The sequence below is a fragment of the Escherichia sp. WS3063 genome (genome assembly GCF_046486595.1).
GTDB lineage: Bacteria > Pseudomonadota > Gammaproteobacteria > Enterobacterales > Enterobacteriaceae > Escherichia > Escherichia coli.
The window spans coordinates 86,209-105,928 of record NZ_JBJQKY010000002.1; the positions used below are offsets into that span (position 1 = coordinate 86,209).

General features: G+C 51.6%; 22 protein-coding genes and 3 tRNA genes. 12 read left to right on the plus strand and 13 right to left on the minus strand.

Features of this window, described 5'->3' with window-relative positions; genetic code table 11:
* Positions 1 to 10 precede the first annotated feature (10 nt).
* Together deoA and deoC are read right to left on the minus strand one after the other, a co-directional pair.
* Positions 11 to 1,333, minus strand: a complete 1,323-nt coding sequence (gene deoA, locus ACJHYW_RS02345) for a thymidine phosphorylase (RefSeq protein ID WP_000477811.1) — start codon at positions 1,331 to 1,333, stop codon at positions 11 to 13.
* A 77-nt stretch (positions 1,334 to 1,410) separates the two neighbouring features.
* A complete protein-coding gene (gene deoC / locus ACJHYW_RS02350) occupies positions 1,411 to 2,190 on the minus strand; it encodes a deoxyribose-phosphate aldolase (RefSeq protein WP_001330391.1) in 780 nt (259 codons plus the stop codon).
* A 257-nt stretch (positions 2,191 to 2,447) separates the two neighbouring features.
* On the opposite strand from deoC, the gene ACJHYW_RS02355 reads away from it, so the two are divergent.
* Positions 2,448 to 3,998, plus strand: a complete 1,551-nt coding sequence (locus ACJHYW_RS02355; protein WP_001143211.1) for a YjjI family glycine radical enzyme — start codon at positions 2,448 to 2,450, stop codon at positions 3,996 to 3,998.
* Entirely contained in the window at positions 3,970 to 4,833 is an 864-nt protein-coding gene (locus ACJHYW_RS02360) for a YjjW family glycine radical enzyme activase (RefSeq protein WP_001088366.1), read from the plus strand. Before ACJHYW_RS02355 ends, ACJHYW_RS02360 begins: the two co-directional genes overlap by 29 nt.
* A gap of 116 nt (positions 4,834 to 4,949) precedes the next feature.
* Here ACJHYW_RS02360 and ACJHYW_RS02365 read toward each other — a convergent pair whose 3' ends face one another.
* The 8 genes from ACJHYW_RS02365 to holD all read right to left on the minus strand — a co-directional run bounded on the left by ACJHYW_RS02365 (position 4,950) and on the right by holD (position 11,407).
* Positions 4,950 to 5,729 carry a metal-dependent hydrolase gene (locus ACJHYW_RS02365; RefSeq protein WP_000563056.1) on the minus strand — a complete coding sequence of 260 codons (780 nt, stop codon included), beginning with the start codon at positions 5,727 to 5,729 and terminating at the stop codon, positions 4,950 to 4,952.
* On the minus strand, positions 5,726 to 6,799 hold the full coding sequence (locus tag ACJHYW_RS02370; protein ID WP_001298490.1) for a patatin family protein: 1,074 nt from the start codon (positions 6,797 to 6,799) through the stop codon (positions 5,726 to 5,728). The genes ACJHYW_RS02365 and ACJHYW_RS02370 overlap by 4 nt, the downstream gene beginning before the upstream one ends.
* A 121-nt stretch (positions 6,800 to 6,920) precedes the next feature.
* A complete protein-coding gene (locus ACJHYW_RS02375; protein ID WP_000490275.1) occupies positions 6,921 to 7,082 on the minus strand; it encodes a DUF1328 domain-containing protein in 162 nt (53 codons plus the stop codon).
* A gap of 126 nt (positions 7,083 to 7,208) precedes the next feature.
* Positions 7,209 to 7,814: a molecular chaperone OsmY gene (gene osmY / locus ACJHYW_RS02380; RefSeq protein ID WP_001295410.1), complete on the minus strand. Its 606-nt coding sequence runs from the start codon at positions 7,812 to 7,814 to the stop codon at positions 7,209 to 7,211.
* Between the two features lie 392 nt (positions 7,815 to 8,206).
* Positions 8,207 to 9,796, minus strand: coding sequence for a peptide chain release factor 3 (gene prfC, locus ACJHYW_RS02385; protein WP_000175940.1), 1,590 nt, complete (start codon positions 9,794 to 9,796; stop codon positions 8,207 to 8,209).
* A 90-nt stretch (positions 9,797 to 9,886) separates the two neighbouring features.
* The gene (gene yjjG, locus ACJHYW_RS02390; RefSeq protein ID WP_000870712.1) at positions 9,887 to 10,564 is read right to left on the minus strand and encodes a pyrimidine 5'-nucleotidase; all 678 of its coding nucleotides are present in this window, start codon (positions 10,562 to 10,564) and stop codon (positions 9,887 to 9,889) included.
* A gap of 14 nt (positions 10,565 to 10,578) precedes the next feature.
* Positions 10,579 to 11,025, minus strand: a complete 447-nt coding sequence (gene rimI / locus ACJHYW_RS02395) for a ribosomal protein S18-alanine N-acetyltransferase (RefSeq protein WP_001092460.1) — start codon at positions 11,023 to 11,025, stop codon at positions 10,579 to 10,581.
* Complete coding sequence (gene holD / locus ACJHYW_RS02400) at positions 10,994 to 11,407, minus strand: DNA polymerase III subunit psi (RefSeq protein WP_000204018.1); 414 nt, start codon at positions 11,405 to 11,407, stop codon at positions 10,994 to 10,996. The genes rimI and holD overlap by 32 nt, the downstream gene beginning before the upstream one ends.
* 102 nt (positions 11,408 to 11,509) lie before the next feature.
* Between holD and rsmC the strand changes: the two genes are divergently transcribed.
* The 4 genes from rsmC to ACJHYW_RS02420 all read left to right on the plus strand — a co-directional run bounded on the left by rsmC (position 11,510) and on the right by ACJHYW_RS02420 (position 13,164).
* Complete coding sequence (gene rsmC / locus ACJHYW_RS02405; RefSeq protein WP_001272311.1) at positions 11,510 to 12,541, plus strand: 16S rRNA (guanine(1207)-N(2))-methyltransferase RsmC; 1,032 nt, start codon at positions 11,510 to 11,512, stop codon at positions 12,539 to 12,541.
* 300 nt (positions 12,542 to 12,841) lie between these two features.
* A tRNA-Leu gene (locus ACJHYW_RS02410) sits at positions 12,842 to 12,928 on the plus strand.
* A 28-nt stretch (positions 12,929 to 12,956) separates the two neighbouring features.
* Positions 12,957 to 13,043 (plus strand) — tRNA-Leu (locus ACJHYW_RS02415).
* Positions 13,044 to 13,077: 34 nt separating this feature from the next.
* Positions 13,078 to 13,164 (plus strand) — tRNA-Leu (locus ACJHYW_RS02420).
* A 38-nt stretch (positions 13,165 to 13,202) separates the two neighbouring features.
* Here the strand turns inward: ACJHYW_RS02420 and ACJHYW_RS02425 are convergent.
* Complete coding sequence (locus ACJHYW_RS02425; RefSeq protein ID WP_001361356.1) at positions 13,203 to 13,439, minus strand: DUF1435 domain-containing protein; 237 nt, start codon at positions 13,437 to 13,439, stop codon at positions 13,203 to 13,205.
* 140 nt (positions 13,440 to 13,579) lie between these two features.
* On the opposite strand from ACJHYW_RS02425, the gene fhuF reads away from it, so the two are divergent.
* Complete coding sequence (gene fhuF, locus ACJHYW_RS02430) at positions 13,580 to 14,368, plus strand: siderophore-iron reductase FhuF (RefSeq protein WP_000331591.1); 789 nt, start codon at positions 13,580 to 13,582, stop codon at positions 14,366 to 14,368.
* Positions 14,369 to 14,406: 38 nt separating this feature from the next.
* On the opposite strand, the gene bglJ is transcribed toward fhuF, so the two are convergent.
* The gene (gene bglJ / locus ACJHYW_RS02435) at positions 14,407 to 15,084 is read right to left on the minus strand and encodes a DNA-binding transcriptional activator BglJ (RefSeq protein WP_001361357.1); all 678 of its coding nucleotides are present in this window, start codon (positions 15,082 to 15,084) and stop codon (positions 14,407 to 14,409) included.
* Positions 15,042 to 15,767 carry a helix-turn-helix domain-containing protein gene (locus ACJHYW_RS02440; protein ID WP_000936626.1) on the minus strand — a complete coding sequence of 242 codons (726 nt, stop codon included), beginning with the start codon at positions 15,765 to 15,767 and terminating at the stop codon, positions 15,042 to 15,044. Before ACJHYW_RS02440 ends, bglJ begins: the two co-directional genes overlap by 43 nt.
* 618 nt (positions 15,768 to 16,385) lie before the next feature.
* Between ACJHYW_RS02440 and ACJHYW_RS02445 the strand changes: the two genes are divergently transcribed.
* The 5 genes from ACJHYW_RS02445 (at position 16,386) to yjjA (ending at position 19,549) form a co-directional block, all read left to right on the plus strand.
* Complete coding sequence (locus ACJHYW_RS02445; RefSeq protein WP_001340933.1) at positions 16,386 to 17,156, plus strand: threonine/serine exporter ThrE family protein; 771 nt, start codon at positions 16,386 to 16,388, stop codon at positions 17,154 to 17,156.
* The gene (locus ACJHYW_RS02450; RefSeq protein WP_000538191.1) at positions 17,147 to 17,620 is read left to right on the plus strand and encodes a threonine/serine exporter; all 474 of its coding nucleotides are present in this window, start codon (positions 17,147 to 17,149) and stop codon (positions 17,618 to 17,620) included. The genes ACJHYW_RS02445 and ACJHYW_RS02450 overlap by 10 nt, the downstream gene beginning before the upstream one ends.
* Before the next feature lie 106 nt (positions 17,621 to 17,726).
* Positions 17,727 to 18,266, plus strand: coding sequence for a primosomal protein DnaT (gene dnaT, locus ACJHYW_RS02455; protein ID WP_000098829.1), 540 nt, complete (start codon positions 17,727 to 17,729; stop codon positions 18,264 to 18,266).
* A 2-nt stretch (positions 18,267 to 18,268) separates the two neighbouring features.
* Positions 18,269 to 19,006, plus strand: a complete 738-nt coding sequence (gene dnaC, locus ACJHYW_RS02460; RefSeq protein WP_000799911.1) for a DNA replication protein DnaC — start codon at positions 18,269 to 18,271, stop codon at positions 19,004 to 19,006.
* A 48-nt stretch (positions 19,007 to 19,054) separates the two neighbouring features.
* Positions 19,055 to 19,549, plus strand: coding sequence for a DUF2501 domain-containing protein YjjA (gene yjjA, locus ACJHYW_RS02465; RefSeq protein ID WP_001361358.1), 495 nt, complete (start codon positions 19,055 to 19,057; stop codon positions 19,547 to 19,549).
* The last annotated feature ends 171 nt before the right edge of the window (positions 19,550 to 19,720 follow it).

A 19,720-nucleotide genomic window follows, 5' to 3' on the forward strand; every position in this document is an offset into this window, starting at 1 on the left:
CAGTATACCGTTATTCGCTGATACGGCGATAGACAGTTGGTGTGCTTTCCGGTGCTTTATCGGCAAGTTTAATTGCCGCTTTCACCGCTTTCGCCGCTTCCTGCCAGCTGTTTTCGTCTTTCGCGTGGATAACTGCCAGCGGACGCTGACCGTCTACCTGGTCGCCCAGACGCGCCATATCAGTAAAGCCGACGCTGTAATCGATGGTGTCAGATGCCTGACGGCGTCCGCCGCCCATTGCAACCACTGCCATCCCCAGTGCGCGGGTATCCATTTCACTGACAAACCCTTCGGTATCAGCATAGACTGCTTTCGTCAGCATCGCTGTCGGCAGATACTTCGCGTAGTTCTCAACGAAGTCAGTCGGGCCTTTTTGTGCCGCTACCATACGACCAAAGACTTCTGCCGCTTTACCGTTGTCCAGCACCGCCTGCAATTTCGCGCGCGCTTCGGCGTCATCTTTCGCCAGTTTGCCGGAGATAAGCATCTCTACGCACAGCGCCATTGTGACATCAAACAGACGCGGGTTACGATACTCACCCGTCAGGAACTGCACCGCTTCACGAACTTCAACCGCGTTACCTGCACTGGAGGCCAGTACCTGATTCATATCGGTGAGCAGCGCGGTGGTACGCACGCCAGCGCCGTTAGCTACGCCAACAATCGCTTCGGCAAGGGCTTCAGAAAGTTCGTAGGTCGGCATAAACGCGCCGCTACCCACTTTCACGTCCATCACCAGCGCATCCAGACCTTCCGCCAGTTTCTTCGCCAGGATCGAGGCAGTGATCAGCGGGATGGAGTCCACGGTTGCGGTAATATCACGGGTCGCGTAGAAACGTTTATCCGCCGGAGCCAGTGAGCTGGTCTGACCGATAATCGCCACGCCGACGTCTTTAATAATTTCGCGGAAACGGTTGTCATCCGGGAAAATGTCGAAGCCAGGGATGGATTCCAGTTTGTCGAGCGTACCGCCAGTATGACCGAGGCCGCGACCGGAGATCATCGGAATATAGCCGCCGCAGGCTGCGACCATCGGCCCCAACATCAGCGAAGTGACATCGCCGACGCCGCCGGTCGAGTGTTTATCAACAATCGGGCCATTCAGATGCAGGCTTTTCCAGTCGAGAACGGTTCCTGAATCTCGCATCGCCATGGTCAGCGAGACACGCTCAGGCATTGTCATATCGTGGAAGAAAATGGTCATCGCGAGGGCGGCAATCTGCCCTTCGGAGATAGTGTTGTCGCGAATACCGTTGATAAAGAAACGAATTTCTTCATCGCTCAGCGCATGACCATCACGTTTTTTACGAATAATTTCTTGTGCGAGAAACAAGGTAACCTCCCGTGGAAAAGAGACGAGGTAATCGGGGAACCGGATGAGCATCGCTGCATCATCCGGCAAATCAAGCCTTAGTAGCTGCTGGCGCTCTTACCGTCGCCGTGGCCCAGAGCCTTCAGCAGGCTTGCCAGCAGGCTGGAAGCACCAAAGCGGTAGTGACGCGCATCAGCCCAGTCAGCACCGAACAGTTCATCGGCGATGGAGAGATATTTCTGCGCATCTTCCGCAGTACGCACGCCGCCCGCCGGTTTGAAACCAACGGTTTTTTCTACGCCCATATCGCGGATCACTTCCATCATGATGCGCGCGCTTTCCGGCGTCGCATTCACAGCCACTTTACCGGTAGAGGTTTTGATGAAGTCAGCACCCGCTTTGATGGAGATTTCAGACGCTTTACGGATCAGCGCTTCGTCTTTCAGTTCTCCGGTTTCAATAATCACTTTCAGCAGGACGTTCGCCGCAGCGCAAGCCTCTTTACAGGCTTTCACCAGGTCAAAACCAACCTGCTCGTTACCCGCCATCAGCGCGCGGTACGGGAACACCACGTCAACTTCATCGGCACCGTAGGCGATTGCCGCACGGGTTTCTGCCAGCGCGATTTCGATGTCGTCGTTACCGTGTGGGAAGTTAGTTACCGTAGCGATACGGATTTCCGGGGTGCCCTGCTCTTTCAGAGTTTTGCGAGCAATCGGGATAAAGCGAGGATAGATACAGATAGCGGCGGTATTGCCGACCGGAGTTTTGGCCTGATGACACAGTGCGATCACTTTCTCATCGGTGTCGTCGTCATTCAGGGTGGTCAGGTCCATCAATTTCAGTGCACGCAGGCTGCTTGCTTTCAGATCAGTCATTTCATTCTCCTGGCTTGTCGCCAATAAAATTCACCTTGCGAGTTTGTTAGTATTCTAACATCTACTTCGCAACACACTTCGATGTACATCACAATTAAGGAAATCTACTTACAAGTTTGCATCACTGTAATGCGATCTGGTTCAAATAATTCACTTTCAAATGAATGCGTCAGTGGTGGCAAACGCATCAGGATCAAAGTGAACATCACGAAACTTCTTACAATGGCGCATCACCTTCGGCATAAAAGGAAAAGAAGATGCCCACTTCTCATGAAAATGCACTGCAACAACGTTGCCAGCAAATTGTCACCAGCCCGGTACTTAGCCCGGAGCAGAAGCGCCATTTTCTGGCACTGGAAGCAGAAAACAATCTGCCTTACCCCGCGTTGCCTGCCGAAGCCCGCCGCGCGCTGGATGAGGGGGTAATCTGCGATATGTTTGAAGGTCATGCGCCGTACAAACCGCGCTATGTCTTACCCGATTACGCCCGTTTTCTGGCGCACGGTTCCGAATGGCTGGAGCTGGAAGGCGCGAAAGACCTTGATGACGCACTCTCTCTGCTGACCATTCTTTACCACCACGTACCGTCGGTCACATCGATGCCGGTCTACCTGGGGCAACTGGATGCGTTGTTGCAACCGTATGTTAGAATTCTAACACAAGACGAGATCGATATTCGAATAAAACGTTTCTGGCGTTACCTCGACAGAACCCTGCCAGATGCCTTTATGCACGCCAATATCGGCCCGTCTGATTCGCCCATTACCCGCGCAATCTTACGTGCAGACGCAGAGTTGAAGCAGGTTTCACCGAACCTGACCTTTATCTACGATCCTGAAATCACCCCTGATGACCTGCTGCTGGAAGTGGCGAAGAACATCTGTGAATGTAGCAAACCGCACATCGCCAACGGTCCGGTGCATGATAAAATTTTCACAAAAGGGGGCTACGGGATTGTGAGCTGTTACAACTCACTGCCGCTGGCGGGTGGTGGCAGCACGCTGGTACGCCTAAACCTGAAAGCCATTGCCGAGCGCAGTGAATCGCTGGAGGACTTCTTTACGCGCACTCTACCGCACTACTGCCAACAGCAGATCGCCATCATCGATGCGCGGTGTGAATTCCTCTATCAACAATCACACTTCTTTGAGAATAGCTTCCTGGTGAAAGAAGGGCTGATTAACCCTGAACGTTTTGTGCCAATGTTTGGCATGTACGGACTGGCGGAAGCAGTTAACTTACTGTGTGAGAAAGAAGGAATTGTCGCACGTTACGGTAAAGAAGCCACCGCAAATGAAGTGGGTTATCGCATCAGCGCGCAACTGGCGGAGTTTGTCGCCAATACCCCTGTGAAATATGGCTGGCAAAAACGCGCCATGTTACACGCACAGTCGGGGATCAGTTCCGATATCGGCACCACGCCGGGCGCGCGTTTACCATATGGCGATGAGCCAGATCCGATTACCCATCTGCAAACTGTCGCCCCGCATCATGCTTATTATTATTCCGGCATCAGCGACATTCTGACGCTCGACGAAACCATCAAACGTAATCCGCAGGCGCTGGTACAGCTTTGCCTCGGTGCCTTTAAAGCCGGAATGCGTGAATTTACCGCCAATGTCAGCGGTAACGATCTGGTTCGCGTTACTGGTTATATGGTGCGTTTGTCGGATCTGGAAAAATATCGTGCCGAAGGTTCACGTACCAACACCACCTGGCTGGGCGAAGAGGCCGCACGCAACACTCGTATTCTGGAACGCCAGCCGCGCGTGATAAGCCATGAACAGCAGATGCGCTTTAGTCAGTAAGATTATCCCCTTCTCCTGCGTTGACGGGCCAGGCAGTCGTCTGGCTCTGTTTTTGCAGGGCTGCAATCTGCGCTGCAAAAACTGTCACAATCCGTGGACGATGGGACGTTGCAATGATTGCGGGGAGTGCGTGCCACAGTGTCCGCATCAGGCGTTGCAGATTGTTGACGGCAAAGTGGCGTGGAACGCTGTAGTCTGCGAGCAGTGCGATACCTGCCTGAAGATGTGTCCGCAACATGCCACACCAATGGCGCAATCCATGAGCGTGGATGAGGTGCTTAGCCATATCCGCAAAGCGGTGCTGTTTATCGAAGGGATAACGGTAAGCGGCGGCGAAGCCACGACCCAGCTGCCGTTTGTGGTGGCGCTGTTTACTGCTATCAAAAATGATCCGCAACTGCGCCACCTCACCTGTCTGGTGGACAGTAATGGCATGTTGAGCGAAACCGGCTGGGAAAAATTGCTTCCGGTGTGCGACGGCGCAATGCTCGATCTCAAAGCGTGGGGGAGCGAATGTCATCAGCAATTAACCGGACGCGATAATCAGCAGATCAAGCGCAGCATCTGTTTGCTGGCAGAGCGCGGTAAGCTGGCGGAACTGCGTTTGCTGGTAATCCCTGGCCAGGTGGATTATTTGCAACACATCGAAGAACTGGCGGCGTTAATCAAGGGACTTGGCGATGTTCCGGTACGCCTGAACGCGTTTCATGCCCACGGCGTGTATGGCGAGGCGCAAAGCTGGCCGAGCGCCACGCCGGAAGACGTTGAGCCGTTGGCTGATGCGTTACAGGAGCGCGGGGTGAGCCGGTTGATATTTCCGGCGCTGTATTTGTGACATGCCGGATACGGCCTACGGATCGGCATAAACTTGTAGGCATGATAAGACGCGTCAAGCGTCGCATCAGGCATTGTGCGCCAGCTGCCGGATGCGGCGTGAACGCCTTATCCGGCCTACGGCACGTTAAACAACGTATACGTGTTATTAAGCAACACTTCGGCAATTTCATCTGCGGGTTCCAGGCGTAACTCACAAAGCACAGCAAACACCCGCGCGGCCTGTTCCGGGCGGTTAGGCTGCCCCTGAAAACCGTTGAGCGGCATATCCGGCGCGTCGGTTTCCAGCAACAACGATGCCAGCGGTAATTTTGCGATGACATCGCGGGTTTTACTGGCGCGTGGATAGGTGATAGTGCCACCTACGCCAATTTTGTAGCCCAGCTGTACAAACCGTTCAGCCTGTTGCAGGCTGCCGGAAAAACCGTGAACCACGCCAGTACATGGCAAATCGTGGCGTTTAAGATGCATCGCCAGTTTGTCGTGTGTGCGCCGTGAATGCAGGATCACCGGCAGATCGTAGCGTTTCGCCAGTTTCAGTTGTTCGTCGAGTAACCACTGCTGCCTCTCAAATTGCGGATCGTCGCCAAAGAGATCCAGACCGATCTCCCCCACCGCCACCACCTTCGCCGGACGCCTTTCCAGCGCCTGCTGTAGCTGATCAAGAGACACATCGCTATGTTTTTCCAACATACCAGGATGCAAGCCCAATGCGGCATACAGCGGTTGATATTTTTCCGCTAACGCCTGCACGCGGGCAAAATTTTCCGCCTCTGTCGCCGGAACAATGATCTTGCCTACGCCCGCTTGTGCCGCACGTTGCAGGCTGGCCTCTTCATCGCCACTAAACGGCGGGAAATCAAAATGGCAGTGGGTGTCGATAAAACGGCAAATCAAGCCAGATCCTCATTGTTAAATGTCGGGTCGTTCGCCTGCGGAGCGTCGCTCACTTCGGCAACCAGCGTATCGTTGGCGACTGGCGCAGGCGGAATAACGATCGACTCCGGCGTCACCACCGGCACCAGATGGCGGCTCAGCGGCGCTTTTTCAGTCAATAATTTACCGACCGTTGCCAGAAAATAACGCCCACATAAACGCCCAAGTTTATAGTCTTCACGCAGCGCCGGAATCCGACTGCCGAGCGCAATACTATGCAATGGCTTCGGCGGATAAATTTCGAATATCCGCAGCTGGCCCGGTGGTTTCTCAATAAATTGCTGAATCTCACGATAGCTGGTTTCATGATGCTGCACCAGATTGACCAGCGGCTGCAGGCTACTGTCACCCAGCCAGCGTTCCATGCGTTTGAACCACTGTGGCGTGTAGTACATTTGTGACGGCACAGTGCGTATGACGACCAACGTTTTTGCTCCCTGCCTTGCCGCCTCTTTAACCGGGATCGCATCACTGATCCCACCATCCAGGTAGTTAATACCTTCCAGCGACACTCCGCTACGATAAAAGCCAGGTATCGCACTGGAGGCGCGAATCACATCCAGCCAGTTTTGTTTAGTTGGCAAAAAGTAATTCGGCGCATAGTCATCCTGACGACAGGCGCACATATAAAACGATTTGCCGCTGTCAAATAACCGCGCTGCGGTATCCATTTGCAATGGCATCTGGCTTGCGGTGGCCTCCACCAGCCAGTCGAGATCGATAAGATTTCCTCCACGGACAAAGCGCAATGGATCGAAAAATTCGCGTTTTGTGGTATAGCGCATGATGACTTTGCGCGCGTAACCGGGCTGATTGCAGATATACGCCGAGAGGTTCTGCGCCCCGGCAGATGTGCCGAGATAAAGATCGAAAGGATTAAACTGCGCGCGCATAAACTCATCCAGCACGCCAGCCGTGAAAATTCCACGCTGTCCGCCGCCTTCGCACACCAGAGCAATCCGTCCAGGCTGGAACGGCCTCAGCGACAACGGCGCAATATTACCAAGCGTTACAGGTATTCGCTGCCCCACCTCTGCCTTCCTGTTTTTGTTGTGAAAGAAGGACAAAGTAACGCAATTTATTATTCGCTAAAACCGCAAAAGCCAGTCCGTTGGACTGGCTTTGGATAAAATTTTCTTAATGGTCTGAAATCTAGGGTCGTTTTCGGCCCATGAACAAACTCACCAGGAACAGAATAATCCCGACGACAAAGACAATTTTAGCTGCGCCTGCAGCAGTACCGGCCAGACCACCAAACCCAAGTGCGGCGGCGATTAACGCGATAACCAGAAATATGATGCCCCAACGAAACATAAGCGTCTCCTTTACCATAGTTAATGTCACCGCTTGATATGAGCGTGAAAATCACTCAATGCGATATTTTTAGTGTGGTGCACATCGCGCCTCCCGACAAAGTTCGGGAGGACGAATTACGACGAATTACTTAGTTTTCAGATCATTTTTAACGCTTTTCACACCATCTACCGCTTTGGCGATACTTTCAGCACGGTCACTTTGTGCCTGAGAATCTACGGTACCGGAGAGCTGAACCACACCATCGGTGGTTTCAACTTTCACTTTACGTGAAGGGACAATGTCATCCGCCAGCAGTTTGGCTTTGATTTCACTGGTGGTGGCGGTGTCACCCGCGTAGCCCTTCACAGAGCCTTCTTTAGCGTCGCGAACGTGCAGTTTGTCGCTGACAGAGGTCACCCCTTCAACGCCTTTCGCCACTTTCACTGCTTCTTCGGCCTGGGCCTGGCTTTCAACGAAACCGCTCAGGGTCACGACTTTTTGATCGGTTTTGACAGAGATATCGGTGCTCTTGATGTTGTCATGATCCACCAGGGCCGCCTTCACTTTCGCGGTGATGGCGCTGTCATCCATGAAATTACCGACTTTATTCATAGAGCTATCGACTTTTTGCCCTGCGCTTTCATTGGTAGTCTGCGCGTTGTTTTCTGCGTAGGCAGAGCCGGTCGCGACGGCAGAGGTCAACATTACAGCCAGCAGAGTTTTCGAAATCTTCAGTCTTGTCATAGTCATCGATTTATTCCTGTATGTTTGCTCGTAATTTGAGCCTGGCAACACGAGGTTGCATTGCTGAATAGGGAGAGACTTCACCCTCTACAGAAGTCAATGGTCGCCATCACAAAAGCGATGGGTGATGAATAACGACCATTACAGCCTCTGAATCAGTTATTAATATCGGTAGAATGACAATCGACGGCTTTAGATACTGATATCTACGCATTGAACGGTATTTAACGCCGTCAGAAATGTCATTACTTTGTTAAATATAGATCACAATTTTGAAACCGCTCGGGATATCCCCTAAAACATAAGCAAAAGTGAATGTTTTAAGAACATTCCGTAAGCGGCTAATAAGGAAGGGAAATTGACAGGGCGCAGCGGCTACCGCGCCCTGGAGGCTAGAATTAATGCTCGCGGGTCTGGTGGAACTGAACGTCCGGATAACGTTCCTGCGCCAGGCGCAGATTGACCATGCTGGTAGCGATGTAAGCGAGGTTATCGCCGCCATCAAGCGCCAGTTGGCTTTCGTTCTTACGCTTGAACTCTTCGAATTTCTTCGCGTCCGCACATTCTACCCAGCGGGCGGTGGCAACGTTGACTGACTCATACACTGCTTCAACGTTGTATTCGCTCTTCAGGCGCGCTACCACCACATCAAACTGCAGCACACCAACCGCGCCAACGATCAAATCGTTGTTGGAGATCGGACGGAACACCTGCACCGCGCCCTCTTCGGAAAGCTGTACCAGCCCTTTGAGCAGCTGTTTTTGCTTCAGCGGATCTTTCAGGCGGATACGACGGAACAGTTCTGGCGCGAAGTTCGGAATACCGGTGAACTTCATCATCTCACCCTGGGTAAAGGTGTCGCCGATCTGAATGGTGCCGTGGTTGTGCAGACCAAGGATATCGCCAGGATACGCTTCTTCAACGTGCGAACGGTCACCCGCCATAAAGGTCAGCGCGTCGGAGATCACCACATCTTTCGCAGTACGCACCTGGCGCAGCTTCATGCCTTTTTCATATTTACCGGACACCACACGCATAAACGCCACGCGGTCGCGGTGTTTCGGGTCCATGTTGGCCTGAATTTTAAATACGAAGCCGGTAAATTTGTCTTCGCTCGCCTCTACGGTACGGGTATCAGTCTGACGCGGCATCGGCGCTGGGGCCCACTCCACCAGGCCATCCAGCATATGATCAACGCCGAAGTTACCCAGCGCAGTACCAAAGAACACTGGAGTAATTTCGCCCGCAAGGAACAATTCTTTGTCGAACTCGTTAGACGCGCCTTTCACCAGTTCCAGTTCGTCACGCAGCTGCTGTGCCAGATCTTCACCAACCGCAGCGTCGAGATCCGGGTTATTCAGCCCTTTAACAATGCGGACTTCCTGAATGGTGTGGCCTTTACCGCTCTGATAGAGATAGGTTTCATCTTTATAAAGGTGGTAAACGCCTTTAAACAGCTTGCCGCAGCCAATCGGCCAGGTGATCGGTGCGCAGCCGATTTTCAGCTCGTTCTCAACTTCATCGAGCAGTTCCATCGGGTCGCGGATATCACGGTCAAGTTTGTTCATAAAGGTGAGGATCGGCGTATCGCGCAGACGGGTAACTTCCATCAGCTTACGGGTACGATCTTCAACACCTTTTGCAGCGTCGATAACCATCAGGCAGCAGTCCACCGCAGTCAGGGTACGATAGGTATCTTCCGAGAAGTCTTCGTGCCCCGGGGTGTCGAGCAGGTTAACCAGGCAATCGTGATACGGAAACTGCATCACAGAAGTAGTAATGGAGATCCCACGCTGCTTTTCCATCTCCATCCAGTCCGACTTAGCGTGCTGGTTGGAACCACGGCCTTTTACTGTACCGGCGGTCTGAATGGCCTGTCCGAACAGCAGCACCTTCTCGGTGATGGTAGTCTTACCGGCGTCCGGGTGAGAAATAATGGCAAAAGTGCGGCGCTTCGCCACCTCTTGCAAATAAGGAGACAACGTCATAATTCTTTCTTCTTGAGTAAGCGGCATCGCGCCGCGCTTGTTGAAAACGAAAAATTGCGGCTATTTTACCCATCAACGGGGGGGAGGCAATCAGTGTTTACACAGGAGCTGCTCCAGTTCGTGCAACGAAGAAACGGTCCAGGTGGGCGCGATGCCTTCTGGTTGCTCGCGATTGTGCGCATTCAGCCAGCAGGTCGCAAGCCCGGCGTTGATGCCACCGAGAATATCGGACTCGGCAGTGTCGCCAACCATCAGCACGCGTGAACGGTCAGGATTGCCCGCCTGTTCCAGCGCATAATCGAAAATTTTCTTATTCGGTTTGGCAACGCCAACTTCTTCGGAAATCACCAGCAAATCGAAATAATCACGCAGGCCCGTGCGTTCCAGACGCACTTGCTGCAAGGCGCTAAAGCCGTTGGTGATGATGCCGATTTTGGCGTTGCCGCGAATGGCATTAAGCAGGGAAACCGCGCCCGGCAGCGGTGTGCAAATTTCCGCCATGGCATTAATGAAGGCCTCGTTGAGTTTACCTGGCTCGACGTTCAGCCGTTCGGCCCAGCTCTCAAAACGCCCGTGCTGAAGCTGTAATGAAGTGATCGCGCCGTTTTGATAATCTACCCACAGGGGCTTGTTAACGGCCTGATAGTCCTGAAAATCTTCAGCGGTAAAAGTGACGCTGTAATCAAGAAACATCCGCTGCAGTCCGGTGAACGAGTCAAAGGTAAACAGCGTTTCATCGGCATCAAAGAAAATCCAGTCCCACTTCATTATTCCACCTTGTCTTACATACTGATTGGCAACGCCATGATGATGGCGTCTTCGCGACCGTCCTTGGTGGGGTAGTAATTGCGGCGAATCGTCGCCTCGTTAAAGCCTAAACTTTCGTACAGGGCAATGGCGGCAGCGTTTGAGGCACGGACTTCCAGCCATAGTGTCGCCACGCCGCGTTTTTCCAGTTCGTCGATCAGATGTTCCAGCAGCGCCCTTCCCAGCCCCTGACGCTGATAGTCGGGATCGACCGCAATATTGAACAATGTAGCTTCATCCAGCACCACTTGCGTAATCGCAAACGCCGCCATTTTGCCGTTTTGCGTTAACTGAAAGTTGAGATAACGCTCGCCCTGATTACTGGCAAAGGTTTTTTCACTCCACGGAAAGGCGTGGGCGCGTTGTTCAATGTGGTAAGCCGCTGGTAAATCAGTCGTTTCGAGGGAAGAAATCGTGTTCATATGTGCAAATTTGTTGCCATAACGCGGCGCGTGCCGTTGGGTTTGCCCGTAATTCGGTGAGCGCCGGTGATGCCACCTGAGCGCCTTCCAGTGATAGCGGTTCGTCAGTACCCAACCGCCAGCTGTTGCAGCGACTGCCTTGCGGCAGCATCGCGATTTTTTCTGGCGTCAGTTGCAGCACTTGATCGGGGCTGACGGTTAATGCGCGCAGAACATCGCTCACTAAAGGATCGGTCAGGGCGGGAAGATCATTTGCCACCATCACCAGACGGACGTGTGCCGGGATCGCAATGGCAATCTCCCCCTGCAACGCGCCAGGGCGACGCAGCGACCACTGGGTAATGCCCAGTTGCTGTAACTGCCAGTCTCGTCGGGATGTCATAGCGAATCGCTCCTGTTGTCAGGGGCGCAAATATAGCAAATTCGTCGATACCGCGCCAACATATGGCTATAATCGCCGCCAGTATCAATTGAGGAGCATTCCATGTCTGCATTTACCCCGGCAAGTGAAGTCTTGCTGCGTCACAGTGATGATTTCGAACAAAGCCGTATTCTGTTTGCCGGAGACTTACAGGATGACCTGCCCGCGCGTTTAGATACCGCGGCCAGCCGTGCTCATACCCAGCAATTCCACCATTGGCAGGTGTTAAGCCGCCAGATGGGGGATAACGCCCGTTTTAGTCTGGTCGCCACGGCGGATGATGTCGCAGATTGCGATACGCTGATTTACTACTGGCCGAAGAACAAACCGGAAGCCCAGTTCCAGTTGATGAATTTACTTTCTCTGCTGCCGGTGGGCACGGATATTTTTGTCGTTGGCGAGAACCGCAGCGGCGTGCGCAGCGCCGAGCAGATGCTGGCAGATTATGCGCCGTTGAATAAAGTGGACAGCGCTCGTCGCTGTGGCCTCTATTTTGGTCGTCTGGAAAAACAGCCAGTATTTGATGCCGATAAATTCTGGGGCGAATATAACGTCGATGGCCTGACGGTCAAAACGCTGCCTGGCGTGTTTAGCCGCGACGGTCTGGATGTCGGTAGCCAGTTGCTGCTCTCGACGTTAACCCCGCACACGAAAGGTAAAGTGCTGGATGTCGGCTGTGGCGCGGGCGTACTTTCGGTTGCCTTTGCGCGCCATTCACCGAAAATTCGTCTCACTCTGTGCGATGTCTCTGCGCCAGCGGTAGAAGCCAGCCGCGCAACACTTGCGGCCAACGGTGTTGAAGGTGAAGTCTTTGCCAGTAACGTCTTTTCCGAGGTGAAAGGTCGTTTTGATATGATCATCTCCAACCCGCCGTTCCACGATGGGATGCAAACCAGCCTCGATGCGGCGCAAACGCTGATTCGCGGCGCGGTGCGTCATCTTAATAGCGGCGGCGAGCTGCGAATTGTAGCGAACGCCTTCCTGCCTTACCCGGACGTGCTGGATGAGACATTTGGCTTCCACGAAGTGATCGCGCAAACCGGGCGCTTCAAGGTATATCGCGCCATTATGACCCGCCAGGCGAAGAAAGGTTGAGTATCCCGCCGCAAGCCTTGCCAGATGCGGCGTGCTCGCCTTATACAACCTACAAAACCTGCAAGTTAGCCCTTCGTAGGCCAGATAAGACGCGCCCGCGTCGCATCTGGCATCTGCACCCAAATACCGTGTCGGATGCGGCGTGAACGCCTTATCCGACCTACAAAACCTGCACGTTAGTTTCCTGATGGACATTTTTCCAGCAATTACACCTCCGGCGATAATTAACTATTGACGAAAAGCTGAAAACCACTAGAATGCGCCTCCGTGGTAGCAATTCTTTTTAAGAATTGATGGTATGCGAAGGTGGCGGAATTGGTAGACGCGCTAGCTTCAGGTGTTAGTGTCCTTACGGACGTGGGGGTTCAAGTCCCCCCCCTCGCACCAAAAACCACGTTGATATTGCTCGCACTGGGCGAAGGTGGCGGAATTGGTAGACGCGCTAGCTTCAGGTGTTAGTGTTCTTACGGACGTGGGGGTTCAAGTCCCCCCCCTCGCACCAAACGAGGCGATATCAAAAAAAGTAAGATGACTGTGCGAAGGTGGCGGAATTGGTAGACGCGCTAGCTTCAGGTGTTAGTGTCCTTACGGACGTGGGGGTTCAAGTCCCCCCCCTCGCACCAATTATCTTTACTTCCTTTCTTGTTGCTTCCCTGTTTTATCATCCCTGCTTCAAATTCATTATCATCAGCATGATGCCAGCAATAAGCGCCAGGCACGATGGTAGCAAAACGTAATGCCGCAACTGTTTGTGATACAGCATCACCGGCGTCAATACTAATCCCATCAGAATGACAATCCGCCACTGATCCGGCGATAAATCCGCATACATCAGCCCTGCAATCAGCAATCCCGGCAGCAACACTCCCCAGCCACTGCCCAGCGTACGTTGCAACATGGTTTCATCTCTTTCATTGATAATGATAACCAATATCATATGATAATTTTTATCATTTGCAAGCCAGAGAAATCCCTTGCTATCGGGTAAACCTATCGATAGGATTAGCAATCATTATCATTTAGGTTACTATCCCGATTATGGCCTATCGTTCCGCACCGCTCTATGAAGATGTTATCTGGCGAACGCATCTCCAGCCGCAGGATGCTGGGCTTGCACAAGCCGTACGGGCGACGATCGCCGAACATCGTGAACATTTGCTGGAGTTTATCCGCCTGGATGAACCCGCTCCGCTTAACGCCATGACGCTGGCGCAATGGTCATCACCGAATGCGCTAAGTTCTCTACTCGCGGTCTATTCCGATCATATCTATCGCAACCAACCTTTGATGATCCGCGAGAACAAACCGCTGATCTCACTATGGGCACAATGGTATATCGGCCTGATGGTGCCACCATTAATGTTGGCGCTGCTGACGCAGGAAAAAGCATTAGATGTGTCGCCGGAACATTTCCACGTTGAGTTTCACGAAACCGGACGCGCCGCCTGTTTCTGGGTCGATGTGTGTGAAGATAAAAACGCAACACCACATTCGCCGCAGCAGCGAATGGAAACGTTAATCAGTCAGGCGCTGGTTCCGGTTGTGCAGGCACTAGAAGCAACGGGAGAGATTAACGGTAAACTTATCTGGAGCAATACCGGTTATTTGATCAACTGGTATCTGACTGAGATGAAACAGCTGCTCGGCGAGGCGACGGTTGAATCGCTGCGCCATGCCCTCTTTTTTGAGAAAACGCTCACTACCGGTGAAGATAATCCACTCTGGCGTACCGTGGTGCTGCGCGACGGCCTGCTGGTGCGCCGCACTTGCTGCCAGCGTTATCGCTTGCCGGATGTGCAGCAATGTGGTGACTGTACGCTGAAATAGAAAAATTTGCCGGGGAAGTAAACCCGGCATTAAGCGTATTAATAGGGGTGCAACACGTTACTTGCTTCGCAATGACGCATACATAACAGAATGTCTGCGGCCTCCAACAGCCCTGCATCAGAACTGACGCCCAGTTTCGACATCACATTAAATTTATGTGCACGGATCGTTTTGATATTGCGTTTAAGCTGCTCGGCAATTTGTGTCATTGAGTAGCCACGCGACATAAAGCGCAATATTTCTCTCTCCGTCGGGCTTAACGTCCGGCTTTGGTTAATGTACCACTGATTGTTCAGTCGATCGGTCGCCTGACGTACACCATTTAATGACAAAAAGAGTTCCTGATGAAAAATCTCCAGCGTTGACGCTTTACTTAATACACCGTCCAGCGGTGATGGCGACAATGAACCAATCAGCCGAGCTTCAATATCATCATCCGCAATAACTAAACGCCGGGTACGCGGAAACTTAATCGCCAGTTCAGTCAGGCAGGATAATCCCTCTCTGCGCGCACTTCTCATGGCAGAAAAAGAAAAAATGACCGCCGCAAACGAGATCCGCGACATGGCATCCTGAAATGACTCCTGACTGGTATAGGTATGGAGCTTATAAGGGTTACCCGCAAACTTTCTGAATAAACTCTCAATACCGATACTGCTCATGACGCATTTTTCTATGAGTGCGACATTTCTCTTCTTAATTCGGCTGTGTTCCATTCTGCGGCATCTCCATAAACAGAAGGCAAGTTAAGTTCTCTTGCACCCTGCGCGCTATTTATCCATGCATACATTTCAGCGTTGCTGTGAATTGCCAGTCGACGCATCGCACTGTTTTTTTGGGCGCTGATAGTTTTATTACTTTTCTTAAGCAATGAAGCTATCTGGTTGATGCCCCATCCTTTACCTAATAGCCGCAGCACTTTGCGCTCTGAAAGAGTGAGAATGACGGAGCGATAGCTAAAATCATGAGTTTCAGTCATTGCCGGGGAGGTCAGCATGGCGCTGATACGCTCTGCGTGCGTATTGCCAGAACGCACGGTCTTAACCAGATTCTCAATGGGTTCAACATCAGACAATAATGTCGCCGTAGGGCACATGAGAAGTTCTACCGCCTGGGAATACCAGGAGCGTGACACCATGAAAACCCAGTGAATTTCCCGATATTGTGAAATTAAAGAATAATAATGTTCACAAACAAAACGTGGATCTTCACTTTCACCGGCTAAATCAGCAATGACTAATCCGGAACGACGTAATTGTAATAAAGTAAGGTCCTCCGCAGAGGCGCTGGATATTATTTCATATTCAGGGAAGTGAGTCCTCATGACCTCTTTTAACCCTGCTTGCATGACAGGTATTTTACTGATAACAATTCCATTTTTGCAGCATCCTGGCAACATATTTCCTCCACATCCACTGTCTAAAAATCATGATGGTCTATTCAGGATATTCATTCCTTAAATGTTTCCAGCAAATTAATAGATTAAGCGAATAAATTATCCTTAGCATTCACTTTCATATCAGCATACTCCTGCTGCACAACAACTCCACTGCATGTGTCAGAAGGTTAGCATCAAATGATAACCTAGTGAAATAGCCTGGAGACATTTAAAATATCTACATTAAGTTGTTAGAAATACTTAATGAAAAACAGAATTCTCATTCACTTAATTTATAATTAACTGATATCCCTTCCCGCAGAATGCAAAATCACACAATCAATATTTATTCAATAAAATCTGATAGTTTTAACTTGTTAAAATTAAAAAACGCGCCCAGTTATCTTTTATCCTGATTCGTAAGGGCTAAACAATAAATTCATTATAGTGATAATATTCATGCGATAATTTGTTTGCGGCGAGAGATAATTCGCTTTTTAACACCGAGCTTCTCCCGATAACCAGGATTAATCAGCGCAATTTTGATCTTAACCTGCCGCAAAACAACCGCGCTTCATGATACAAATGGATTCTCATAATTTGAACAATACGCAGCGCGTCTATGACAAAGGGCGAGTTATGCAAACTGAGCAACAGCGAGCCGTGACACGGCTTTGTATCCAGTGTGGATTATTTCTTTTGCAACATGGTGCGGAAAGCGCGTTGGTTGATGAGCTTTCCTCACGACTGGGTCGGGCGTTGGGAATGGACAGCGTCGAAAGTTCTATCTCTTCGAACGCCATAGTGCTGACAACTATTAAAGATGGGCAATGCCTGACATCTACACGTAAAAATCACGATCGCGGCATTAATATGCATGTGGTGACTGAAGTCCAGCACATTGTGATTCTGGCGGAGCACCATCTGCTGGATTACAAAGGCGTAGAGAAACGATTTAGCCAAATTCAGCCATTACGTTACCCAAGATGGCTGGTAGCCTTAATGGTTGGCCTTTCCTGCGCCTGTTTCTGTAAACTCAATAAAGGTGGCTGGGATGGTGCCGTCATCACCTTCTTTGCCAGTACGGCCGCGATGTATATCCGCCAGCTACTGGCACAACGTCATCTTCATCCACAGATCAACTTTTGCCTCACCGCTTTCGCCGCCACCACCATTTCCGGATTGCTTTTGCAACTTCCCACTTTCAGCAATACCCCCACCATTGCGATGGCCGCCAGCGTTCTGCTGCTGGTGCCGGGCTTTCCGTTGATAAATGCCGTCGCCGATATGTTTAAAGGCCACATCAATACCGGACTGGCACGCTGGGCGATCGCCAGTCTGCTGACACTGGCTACCTGTGTCGGCGTAGTAATGGCACTGACGATTTGGGGGCTACGCGGATGGGTGTGATCGAATTTCTGTTAGCGTTGGCGCAGGATATGATCCTCGCCGCCATTCCAGCGGTCGGCTTTGCAATGGTGTTCAACGTTCCCGTGCGGGCGTTACGCTGGTGTGCGCTGCTTGGCTCGATAGGTCATGGTTCCCGAATGATCTTAATGACCAGCGGGTTGAATATTGAGTGGTCAACTTTTATGGCTTCTATGCTGGTCGGCACCATTGGTATTCAATGGTCGCGCTGGTATCTGGCACATCCGAAAGTGTTTACCGTGGCGGCTGTTATCCCTATGTTCCCTGGCATATCAGCTTATACCGCAATGATTTCGGCGGTAAAAATCAGCCAGCTAGGTTACAGCGAACCGTTGATGATTACCCTGTTAACCAACTTTCTTACAGCGTCATCGATTGTTGGTGCGTTATCCATCGGTCTTTCCATTCCTGGATTATGGTTGTACCGCAAGCGCCCTCGCGTATAAAATTGCCTCGCTTAAGCACACGGATGAGAGACAGCCTCCTTTCCTCCGTGTGTTACTATAAAAGTTATCTCCCTTCTCGTTCATCGTTCCATATTTGAGAAACAGTATGTCTTCCAGAGTTTTGACCCCGGACGTCGTTGGTATTGACGCCCTGGTACACGATCACCAAACCGTTCTGGCAAAAACTGAAGGCGGTGTGGTTGCCGTATTTGCTAACAATGCCCCGGCGTTTTATGCCGTTACGCCTGCACGCCTGGCTGAACTGCTGGCGCTGGAAGAAAAGCTGGCGCGTCCGGGAAGCGATGTCGCTCTGGACGATCAACTCTATCAGGAACCGCAAGCCGCTCCCGTTGCTGTACCCATGGGGAAATTTGCCATGTATCCGGACTGGCAACCCGATGCCGACTTTATCCGCCTGGCGGCGCTATGGGGCGTGGCACTAAGAGAGCCGGTGACCACCGAAGAACTGGCCTCATTCATTGCCTACTGGCAGGCGGAAGGTAAAGTCTTTCACCATGTGCAGTGGCAACAAAAACTGGCGCGCAGCCTGCAAATCGGTCGTGCCAGCAACGGCGGACTGCCGAAACGAGATGTGAATACGGTCAGTGAACCTGACAGCCAAATTCCACCAGGATTCAGAGGGTAACGATGAAAAACGTTGGCGACCTGATGCAACGCCTGCAAAAAATGATGCCTGCCCATATCAAACCTGCGTTCAAAACGGGTGAAGAACTACTGGCCTGGCAGAAAGAACAAGGAGCGATCCGCTCCGCCGCTCTCGAACGTGAAAATCGGGCGATGAAAATGCAGCGCACCTTTAACCGCTCCGGTATTCGTCCACTGCATCAGAACTGCTCCTTTGAGAACTATCGCGTTGAGTGTGAAGGGCAGATGAATGCGTTAAGCAAAGCGCGCCAGTATGTCGAAGAGTTTGACGGCAACATCGCCAGCTTCATCTTTTCTGGCAAGCCCGGAACCGGCAAAAACCATCTGGCGGCGGCAATCTGCAACGAGCTGCTGCTACGCGGTAAATCCGTATTGATCATCACCGTGGCCGATATTATGTCGGCGATGAAAGATACCTTCAGGAATAGCGGTACCAGCGAAGAACAACTGCTTAACGATCTGAGCAACGTTGATCTGCTGGTGATCGATGAGATCGGCGTGCAGACCGAATCGAAATACGAAAAAGTGATCATCAACCAGATCGTCGATCGCCGCTCTTCTTCCAAACGCCCAACCGGGATGCTGACCAACAGTAATATGGAAGAGATGACCAAGTTGCTGGGCGAACGCGTGATGGACCGTATGCGCCTGGGTAACAGTTTGTGGGTGATCTTCAACTGGGATAGCTACCGTAGCCGGGTAACGGGTAAAGAGTATTAATCCCCGTTTCTGGCGGTATACTGCGACACAATTCCACCTTGAGTAATGATGATGAAAACTGTTAAACATCTTCTGTGCTGTGCCATTGCCGCCAGCGCATTAATTTCCACCGGGGTGCATGCTGCGTCCTGGAAAGATGCGCTCTCCAGCGCCGCCAGCGAACTTGGCAACCAAAACAGCACGACACAGGAAGGCGGTTGGTCGCTCGCTTCATTAACTAGCTTGCTTAGCAGCGGGAACCAGGCCTTAAGCGCAGATAACATGAACAATGCCGCAGGCATACTGCAATACTGCGCGAAGCAGAAGTTGGCTTCGGTAACCGATGCCGAAAACATCAAGAATCAGGTACTGGAAAAACTGGGCCTGAACAGTGAAGAGCAAAAAGAAGACACCAACTATCTGGATGGCATTCAGGGTTTGCTGAAAACCAAAGATGGTCAGCAACTCAATCTGGATAATATTGGAACGACTCCGCTGGCAGAAAAGGTGAAAACCAAAGCCTGCGATCTGGTGTTAAAGCAGGGGCTGAACTTCATTTCCTGAACCGCGAAACGCCGCGTTTTAGCTGTTACCCGGCTGACGCGGCTCTCTCCTGCCCTTTTCCCTGCTCCTGGACGGTTTTACCCCTGTTACACGGGAAGCGACCGTAATCAAAAAAGTCTGTTTATAAACTAATTCCTAACAACATCGCATTTTTTTGACACTAGAATTGCA